The organism is Corallococcus terminator (assembly GCF_003611635.1).
Lineage (GTDB): Bacteria > Myxococcota > Myxococcia > Myxococcales > Myxococcaceae > Corallococcus > Corallococcus terminator.
Map to the genome: position 1 here is coordinate 1 of NZ_RAVZ01000386.1, position 8,447 is coordinate 8,447.

General features: G+C 70.1%; 9 protein-coding genes. 3 read left to right on the forward strand and 6 right to left on the reverse strand.

What is annotated here, in order from left to right:
* Positions 1 to 21 precede the first annotated feature (21 nt).
* Genes D7V88_RS35455 through D7V88_RS35465 form a run of 3 tightly spaced genes read right to left on the reverse strand, consistent with a single transcriptional unit; the run spans position 22 to position 2,471 of the window.
* A complete protein-coding gene (locus tag D7V88_RS35455) occupies positions 22 to 513 on the reverse strand; it encodes an FHA domain-containing protein (protein ID WP_244238569.1) in 492 nt (163 codons plus the stop codon).
* Positions 514 to 519: 6 nt separating this feature from the next.
* Complete coding sequence (locus D7V88_RS35460; protein WP_120545022.1) at positions 520 to 1,449, reverse strand: helix-turn-helix transcriptional regulator; 930 nt, start codon at positions 1,447 to 1,449, stop codon at positions 520 to 522.
* The gene (locus D7V88_RS35465; RefSeq protein ID WP_120545023.1) at positions 1,446 to 2,471 is read right to left on the reverse strand and encodes a helix-turn-helix transcriptional regulator; all 1,026 of its coding nucleotides are present in this window, start codon (positions 2,469 to 2,471) and stop codon (positions 1,446 to 1,448) included. The genes D7V88_RS35460 and D7V88_RS35465 overlap by 4 nt, the downstream gene beginning before the upstream one ends.
* Positions 2,472 to 2,828: 357 nt before the next feature.
* Here D7V88_RS35465 and D7V88_RS35470 point away from each other — a divergent pair, with 357 nt between their 5' ends.
* Positions 2,829 to 3,305, forward strand: coding sequence for a hypothetical protein (locus D7V88_RS35470; RefSeq protein ID WP_208726665.1), 477 nt, complete (start codon positions 2,829 to 2,831; stop codon positions 3,303 to 3,305).
* A gap of 32 nt (positions 3,306 to 3,337) precedes the next feature.
* Here D7V88_RS35470 and proB read toward each other — a convergent pair whose 3' ends face one another.
* A complete protein-coding gene (gene proB, locus D7V88_RS35475) occupies positions 3,338 to 4,465 on the reverse strand; it encodes a glutamate 5-kinase (protein ID WP_120545025.1) in 1,128 nt (375 codons plus the stop codon).
* Positions 4,466 to 4,635: 170 nt separating this feature from the next.
* Between proB and hflX the strand changes: the two genes are divergently transcribed.
* Both hflX and D7V88_RS35485 read left to right on the forward strand, forming a co-directional pair.
* Positions 4,636 to 6,291: a GTPase HflX gene (gene hflX, locus D7V88_RS35480; protein WP_120545026.1), complete on the forward strand. Its 1,656-nt coding sequence runs from the start codon at positions 4,636 to 4,638 to the stop codon at positions 6,289 to 6,291.
* Between the two features lie 58 nt (positions 6,292 to 6,349).
* Positions 6,350 to 6,811 carry a hypothetical protein gene (locus tag D7V88_RS35485; protein WP_244238570.1) on the forward strand — a complete coding sequence of 154 codons (462 nt, stop codon included), beginning with the start codon at positions 6,350 to 6,352 and terminating at the stop codon, positions 6,809 to 6,811.
* A gap of 7 nt (positions 6,812 to 6,818) precedes the next feature.
* Here the strand turns inward: D7V88_RS35485 and D7V88_RS35490 are convergent, their stop codons facing one another.
* Entirely contained in the window at positions 6,819 to 7,826 is a 1,008-nt protein-coding gene (locus D7V88_RS35490) for an NAD(P)H-dependent glycerol-3-phosphate dehydrogenase (protein WP_120545027.1), read from the reverse strand.
* 29 nt (positions 7,827 to 7,855) lie between these two features.
* Positions 7,856 to 8,447: hypothetical protein (locus tag D7V88_RS43290; RefSeq protein ID WP_158625229.1), on the reverse strand; the 592-nt coding region annotated here is incomplete at its 5' end.

Consider the following 8,447-nt stretch of genomic DNA (forward strand, 5'->3'; position numbering starts at 1 on the left):
GTCGGCTACCGGACCTGACGGCTAGAGGCCGTACTCGGCGCGCTTGTTCTCCGCGCGCGTGGCGCACGGCTGGTCGTACTCGGGGAAGTACTCGCGCATGTGGTCCAGCGTGGAGGCGGCCTTCTTGTTGCGCTGCTTGCGCAGCGAGTCCATGGACACGATGCGGGTGCTGTTGGCGCCGTCTTCCTGGGGCGCGTCCTCTTCACCGGTGGTCGCGTCGTCCTGCGCGAGCGCGAACAGGAACGTCACCGGCCCCAACGTGATGGCGTCCCCGTCGGTGAGCGCCTGCTTCTGCACCGCCGCGCCGTTGATGAGCGTGCCGTTGGCGCTCTTCTGGTCCTCCACGCCGTAGCCCTCGCCCATCTTGAGGATGCGGCAGTGGCGGCGGGACACACCCGGGTCGTACAGCACCACGTCACACTCGGAGGTGCGACCGATGAGCACGGAGTCCTGGTCGAAGACGAACTCCTTGCCAGCGTCTTTTCCCTCGGAGATCGTCAGTTGGAAAGCCATGTCGTCCTAAGAGCCTATCGAGGCATGCACGGCTCGGGCAACGGCGGCGCGAGCGCTCGCCGGCTCCAGCACTTCCGCCTCGCCTCCGAAGGATAGCACCCACTGCGTGAGCCAGCGCTCACTGTCTCCGGCCACGCGCACCTCCACCCCTCCATCCGGGAGCGGGCGGGCGTCCTGCCCGAAGCGCTCCTTCACGTAGGGCGCGGCCGTGGGCGAGAAGCGGACCCGGACGGAGGCCTCGCTGGCGCCGCGCGCCGGGTTGGGCACGTCCGCGCGGGCATCCGCCGGGGGCTGGAAGGCGGTGGTGGTGACGGCCAGGTCCTCCATCCGGTCCAGGCGGAACAGGCGCGCGTCCTGGCGGGTGTGGCAGAAGCCCTGGAGGTACCACTGGCCCCGGTTGCTGAGCAGCTCGTAGGGGCGCACCTGGCGCGACTCCGCCGGACGGCCGGGGGTGGCGTAGCCGAACGTCACCTCCAGGCGCTCCAGGATGGCCCGGGTGAGCGGTCCCAGGGCCAGGGGCGCCTCGCCCGTGGCGTCGATCTTCCGGTACATGTCCCGGAAGCGCTCGCGCGCAGCGGGCGGGATGATGTTCTCCAGCTTGGTGAGGGCGCTCTGGAGCGCGTCCCCGGTGGCCGGGCGCAACAGCTCCGCCGCGGCGGCCAGGGCCGCGGCCTCGCCCGCCGTCAGCCGGGGCGGCGCGAACAGGCGCTGATCCAGGTCCACGTAGACGCGGTCGTTGTCCACGTAGATGTCGATGTAGTCGTCCGGGTTGAAGGGCGGCCGGCCCACGCACGTGAGCAGGTCCAGCTCCTCCAGCAGGTCCTCCCGGCTGATGTTGAGGGCCTTGGCCAGGGCCTCCACCGTGACGCCCGGATGCTTGGAGACGTAGGGGACGAGGAACAGCAGGCGGCGCAGCCGCTCATGGACGTTGCTCATGCGCTCACCTGCCGGCCTTCCACCATCGCGTGCTTCTCCAGGATGCGCGCCGCCATCCGCTCCAGCGGCTCGCGCGCCTCCAACGGGCCCTCCACGCGGCAGTCCGCGCCGAGCGACAGGACGAACCGCGCCAGCCCATCCACGAACGTCACCGGGAAGCGGACGCGCGTCACGCCCTCCTCCACCGGCTCCAGCGCCGCGCCGGGGAACAGCGAGGCCCCGCGCGAGGACAGCGGCCCCTTCAACAGGAGCGTCACCTCCATGGGCTCATGGAAGCGGTACTGCCACGGGAAATACGCCACGTGCGCGTCGAGCGAGAAGTCGGCGGGCACTTCGAAGTCCGGGGTGCGCGGCCGGGCGGTGTTCGCCTTCAGCTCGCGGATGCGGTGCACATGGAAGGTGCGCAGGCCCTGGCGCAGGTGGCAGTAGCCCACCAGCGTCCACACGCCGCGCCGGAGCGCCAGGCCGTACGGGTCCACGCGCCGCTCGGTCAGCCCCGCCTGCTTGGGGCTGCCGTAGGTCAACTGCACCCACTTGTGGGCGGAGCACGCTTCCCAGAGCGTCTCCAGCCGGGCGGAGACCTCCTTCTCCTGGCCCACCTGGCCGGTGCCCAGCTCCATGCGCACGCGCGGGGTGGGCAGGGATTCCCCCGCGAAGAAGCCAATCTTGCGCAGGGCGTGCGCCAGGTCGTCGCGGCCCGGGAAGGCCCCGGAGGCCAGCGCGGCGGACCCGGCGGCGTACAGCACGGCCAGCTCCTCCTTCGTGAGGTCCGCCTCCGGCAGGTAGTAGACGTTGCGGTCGACGAGGTAGCCGTCGCGCCGCTCGTCGTCGCCCTGCACGTAGCTCAGGGGGAAGCCCAGTTCGACGAGCTCCGCCTTGTCGCGCTCGAACTTGCGCTCCGCGGCGTCGTCCGAACCGCCGTAGTCGGCGGGGAAGTGCTCACGCAGTTCGGCCCACGAGATGGGTTCCCGCGCGTCGAGCAGCAGTGCCACGAGATCAAGGATGCGTTCCGTGCGGTCCATTCAGAAGATCGGTCACGATGGCGGACAGGACCCGGGAGATCAAGCAGACCGGGTACTTCCGGAGGGTTGGGGGCGAGGGCAGGGGGAAGGGACAGCGACATCAACAGCGGAGGCGGCCGCGCCCGTCCAGAAGGGATAGTCCCACCCACCTGAACAGGCAAGCAGGTATCGACGGGTACCCCCTGTTTCGTCCGCAAGGCAGCAGACAACCAGGGGCGTGGGGCTCGCACTCGGGGCGCGTCTGGGTTATTCCTTGGGAATTGTCGAATCGGGTGTGAAGCGACAGCGGCGCCTCCGGGTCCGCTGCCAGCCGTGGGGGCGACGCGGCGGACGGATGCTTTGGACGAGGGCTCAACCATGGACCGCACCTCCCTGCTGAAGACGTGGCTTCCCGGGCTGGCGCTGGTGCTGCTGGCCTTCTTGATGCCCACCCCGGCGCACGCCCGCTCCGAACCGCTCTACTTCGCGCTGGAGGTCCGGCGCGACGGCCGTCTCATCGCCCAGCCCAAGCTGCTGGGCCAGTCCGGCCGCACGCTGCGGGCCGAACGCCGCCGTCCGGGCGCGCTGGCCCCGGACTACCGGCTGGTGCTCACGCCCCGGGGCGAAGGGGATGGCTTCCAACTGCAACTGGACCTGTCGCTGCCCGAGGGCGAAGGCCACTCGCAGCTCGCCCTGCTGCACGGCCAGGAGCGCAAGCTCCAGCTCGGCCGGGTGCCGGGGGAGCTGGAAGTGTCCCTGCTCCTGATGAAGGTGGACTCGCCGGAGTTCCGCGCGCTGATGCGGCTCACGGAAGAGAAGCCCGGCACGGTGCAGTCCGTCTCCAGCTCCATCTAGGCGGCCTCCGTCTGCGGCCACCCCGCCCCCAGCTACAGCACGGCCAGGTCGTCGCGGTGCACCGCTTCGTCCAGGTAGCGGTAGCCCAGCACCGCCTCGATGTCCGCGCTGCGCCGTCCGCTGATGCGCCGCAGGTCGCTGGCGTCGTAGGTGGAGAGCCCCCGGGCGAACACGGTCCCGGTGGCATCCGCCAGATCCACCGGGTCCCCCCGGCTGAACTCCCCCTCCACGGCCTTCACGCCGCTGGGCAGCAGGCTGCGCTTGCCGGTGACGATGGCCTCCCGCGCGCCCGCATCCACCACCAAGCGACCCCGGGGCCTGAGGGCGTGGGCGATCCACGCGGTGCGAGCGCTGCGGCGGTTGCCGGCGGGCTCGAAGAGCGTGCCCACCTCCTCGCCCAGCAGCACGGCGCGCAGCCGGCCGGGCACCGCGCCGGAGGTGATGACGCACGGGATGCCCAGCTCCGCGGCGCGCGCGGCGGCGCGGACCTTGGACGCCATGCCTCCGGTGCCCACGGCGCTCGTCGCATCCCCCGCGAGGGCCAGGACCTCCGGGGTGACACCCGGCACGGAGGGCATCAGACGCGCGTCAGCGTCGCGGCGGGGGTCGGCGGTGTACAGGCCCTCCACGTCGGACAGGAGCACCAGCGCGTCGGCCTCCACGACGCCGGCCACCAGGCTCGCCAGCGTGTCGTTGTCGCCGAACTTGAGCTCGTCCACCGACACGGTGTCGTTCTCGTTGATGACCGGCACCACGCCCGCGGCCAGCAGCCGGTCCAGGGTGTGCTTCACGTTGAGGTAGCGGCGGCGCTCCTGCACGTCCTCGTGGGTGAGCAGCACCTGCGCCACCGCGCGGGACGCGTGGCTGAAGGCCTCCTCGTACGCCTGCATCAGGCGGCTCTGCCCCACCGCCGCGCACGCCTGCTTGCCCGGAATGTCCCGGGGCCGGGAAGGAAGCCCCAGCCGCTCCATGCCCAGCGCGATGGCGCCGCTGGACACCACCACCAGCTCCCGCCCCTGGGCGGCCCACAGCAGGTCCTGGCCCAGCGCCTCGAAGTGGGCGCGGTTGAAGCGGCCGGTGGCGCTCGTCAGCGCGTTGGTCCCAATCTTCACCACCACGCGGCGGGCCCCGCGCAGGGCGTTGCGTGCGGAATCAGTCACAAGGCGCAGCGTAGGCTGGAAATGGAAAGGCCGCGCGCCGCCCGATTGTTCTCCAGGGTCCGTACGCATCCGAATGGTGGTGGCTTTGTCATGAAACCCGAAGGCGCGCTGTCCATCCAAAGCCTTGAACGTGGCGCGGGCCTTTCGTTGGCCGTGCCAGGAGAAACGGTTTGAAGGAAATCTTCGGCAACACCCTGGGTCTCAAGTCGAGCGAGCAGCAGCGGCTGCGCAACACCTTCCGCCGCCGGGTGGATCCGCGCGAAATCGTGTCCGCGGAGCTCGCCCGCCACCTCACCGAGCTGTCGCACGAGCTCAACCGGCAGGTGGGCGTCCTCATCAACCGCAAGGGCGACATCGAGCACGTGGTGGTGGGCAACGCGCACAAGCTGGAGCTGCCGGACATCGGCCGTGCTCGCGCCGGGCAGATCCGTCTGCGTGGCCTGCGCCTGGTGCACACGCACCTCAAGAGCGAACCCCTGACGAAGGACGACCTCACGGACCTGGCGCTGCTGCGCCTGGACTGCGTGGCCGCCGTGGGCGTGGGCCAGGAGGGCCTGCCCGGGGTGCTGCACTACGCCTACCTGGTGCCGGAGAACGGCACCGGCGAGTTCTGGCAGGTGTCCAAGCTGCCCTCGGTGCACGTCGAGCAGCCGGACGTCCTGGCGACCCTGGACGCGCTGGAGGAGGAGTTCAACCGCAAGGCGGCCGCGCGCAAGGTGTCCGGGAGCGAGCGCGCCATCCTCGTGGCGGTGTGCCTGGACGGCAACCGCGCGCGGGCGGAGTCCTCGCTGGAGGAGCTGAAGGAGCTGGCGCGCACCGCGGGCGTGGAGGTGATGGACAGCGTGCTCCAGGTGCGGCGGGAAGCGGATCCGCGCTACCTCATCGGCCGGGGCAAGCTGGATGACCTGAACCTGCGCTCCATGCAGTCCATGGTGGACGTCCTCATCTTCGACAAGGACCTCACCCCGTCCCAGGGGCGCCACATCGGGGACGCGACCAGCCTCAAGGTGTTGGATCGCACGCAGCTCATCCTGGACATCTTCGCCCAGCGCGCGCAGACGGCGGAGGGCAAGCTCCAGGTGGAGCTGGCGCAGCAGAAGTACCGGCTGCCCCGGCTGGTGCAGGGCGACGACTCGCTCAGCCGGCTCATGGGCGGTGGCGTGGGCGGACGTGGACCCGGCGAGACGAAGCTGGAGATCGACCGTCGCCGCGTGCGCGAGCGCATCACGAATCTGGAGAAGCGCATCGACCTCATCAGCCGCGAGCGCAGCGTGCGGCGGGCCCAGCGCAACCGGCGCGAGGTGCCGGTCATCTCCATCGTGGGCTACACCAACGCGGGCAAGTCCACGCTGCTCAACGCCATCACCAACGCGCAGGTGCTGGCGGAGGACAAGCTGTTCGCCACGTTGGATCCCACCAGCCGCCGGCTGCGCTTCCCGCGCGAGCGCGAGGTCATCATCACCGACACGGTGGGCTTCATCCGGGACCTGCCCAAGGACCTGGTGGCCGCCTTCCGCGCCACGCTGGAGGAGCTGTACGACGCAAGCCTCCTCTTGCACGTGGTGGACGCGGGCGACCCCGCGCGCGACGACCAGGTGGAGGCGGTGGAGACCATCCTCGACTCGCTCGGCCTGATGGAGAAGCCGCGCCTGATGGTGTGGAACAAGGCGGATCTGCTTCCCCCGGACGAGGTGGAGCAGCTCCTGCGCTCCCGGGGCGGCGTGGCCATCAGCGCCGCGAAGCGCGAGGGCCTGGCGACGCTGCTGGCCAAGGCGGACACCACCCTGTTCGCCGAGGGGGCTTCCGAGTCCATGGGCGTCGTCTAGGCGTGGGGTGGATGGCGGGTTGCCGGCAAGGGGGCCTCCCCTCTAGAGTCGAGGGGCCTTGGCTCCCTTGCTGAAACTGCTCATCCCCCTGTTGACGGCCCAGATCGAAGGCCTGCCCGGACAAGACTCCGAGCCGGCCTACGACAAGCCCGTCTCGTCCATCTCGACCGACTACATCGACGTGCTGGAGAAGAACAGCCACATCGTCTACCCGGCCATCGCCGTGGTGACGCTGGCGCTCATCGCCTGGGGCATCCTCTCCGCGTGGCGCACGCAGGACATGGACGGCCTGCAGAAGAACCAGTTCAAGCAGTCCATCATCAACGAGCTGCGCCGGCAGATCAGCGGCATGCCCGGCGACCAGTTGGGCAAGACCATCGGGTTGGACCGGCTCAAGACGAACCGCCTGCTGGAGGAGATGCAGACGGAAGGCTTGGTGTTGAGCCACACCAACTCGGAGCGGCTCACCGTGTGGCGCGTGCGCGGGGCCGGCCCCGAGGCCAAGCCCCGCAAGTACTGACCGCGCGCTAGACGCCGGACAGCTCCGACTTCGGCTGGCGCGTCATCAGGTCCACCACCGCGTTCTTCGCGCTCTTGCCCTCGTAGGCGATTTCGTAGACCTGCTGGCAGATGGGCAGCTCCACGCCCGTCTTGAGCGACAGGTCGCGCGCGCTCTTCGCCGTCTTCACGCCCTCGGCGACCTCCTTCATCTCCGCGAGGATGTCCGGCAGCTTGCGGCCCTTGCCCAGCTCCATGCCCACGTGGCGGTTGCGGCTGAGCTCGCCCGTGCACGTGAGCACCAGGTCGCCCATGCCGGACAGGCCGGAGAGCGTCAGCGGGTTGGCGCCCTTCCTCACGGCGAGCCGGGTGATCTCCGCGAGGCCGCGCGTGATGATGGCCGCCCGGGCGTTGTGGCCCATGCCCAGGCCGTCCGCCATGCCCGCCGCGATGGCGATGACGTTCTTGAGCGCGCCGCCGTACTGCACGCCCACCACGTCCGTGGAGGTGTACGAGCGGAAGGTGTCCGTCTGCAGCGCCTTCTGACAGCGCTGGGCCACCTTGTCCCAGTGCGACGCGATGGTCACCACCGTGGGCATGCGCCGCGCCAGCTCCTTGGCGAAGCTGGGGCCGGAGAGCACCGCGACGTACGGGTGGAACTCCTCCGGCAGACAGTCCTCCAGCAGCTCCGTCATGGTGAGGAGCGTTTCGTTCTCGATGCCCTTGGACACCGTCACCAGGGGCACGCCCTTGGGCAGGAACGTCTTCGCGCGCGCGAGCACTTCACGCGTGGCGTGGCTGGGCGTCGCGAGCACCACCATCTCCGAGCCCGCCAGCGCCTCCTCCAGGTCGGTCGTGGCGCGCACGCGCTCGGAGAGGGGGATGCCCTTGAGATAGGTGGCGTTCTCGTGGCGGGTGTTGATGGCTTCCACCGCGCCGGGCTCACGGCCCCACAGACGAACCTCCTCGCAATTCACCGCGAGCACGTTCGCGAGCGCCGTACCGAACGAGCCTGCACCAATGACACTGCCGCGCATGGATGACCTCGGGTCGAGAAGGAGGGGCTTCAGAACAACGCGGACACCACGCCCATGGACAACGTGGGCATGAACTCCGCGTCCGTGGAGCGACTGCGAAAGTCGCCGCCGATGGAGACAGCGTAGGACGTCTTTTCACCGACCGGAAACTCAGCGCCCAGACGCAGGAGGATGGACGCGTCCACCTTCCACGCGGGCGGCAGGCCTCCCAAGGGCGAGGACTGGGTGGGGTCCAGGTCGAAGGCCAGCAGGCACCGCAGGTCCATGTACGGACGCACCGAGCGCGGCCCATCTCCCTGGAGGGAGGCCACGACGCCCGGCGCCACGTTCCAGTCGCGCCGGCCGCTCAGGTAGCGCGCGCCCTTCTCCTCCGTGTCCGGAGGACGCAGGAAGAACGCCCGGCCGCCATCCACCACGACCGCCAGGCTGCCGTTCGTACCGTCCAACACGTTGAAGCGGACCGCCGCGCGCAGTTCCGTCATCAGGCCGTAGACGCTGTCCACGCCCAGCCCCAGGTCCAGGCGCGGCAGGACGCCATACAGGCCCCTCGCGGACACGAAGGGGAAGCCCAGCTCCATGCCCACGCCCAGGTGCCCCGACCCCAGCGACCGCCCCCCGTAG

Excerpts from the sequence above, each read along its gene's own strand:
- D7V88_RS35455 (WP_244238569.1), bottom strand. The coding sequence starts at position 513 with ATGGCTTTCCAACTGACGATCTCCGAGGGAAAAGACGCTGGCAAGGAG.
- D7V88_RS35460 (WP_120545022.1), bottom strand. The coding sequence starts at position 1,449 with ATGAGCAACGTCCATGAGCGGCTGCGCCGCCTGCTGTTCCTCGTCCCC.
- D7V88_RS35465 (WP_120545023.1), bottom strand. The coding sequence starts at position 2,471 with ATGGACCGCACGGAACGCATCCTTGATCTCGTGGCACTGCTGCTCGAC.
- D7V88_RS35470 (WP_208726665.1), top strand. The coding sequence starts at position 2,829 with ATGGACCGCACCTCCCTGCTGAAGACGTGGCTTCCCGGGCTGGCGCTG.
- D7V88_RS35490 (WP_120545027.1), bottom strand. The coding sequence starts at position 7,826 with ATGCGCGGCAGTGTCATTGGTGCAGGCTCGTTCGGTACGGCGCTCGCG.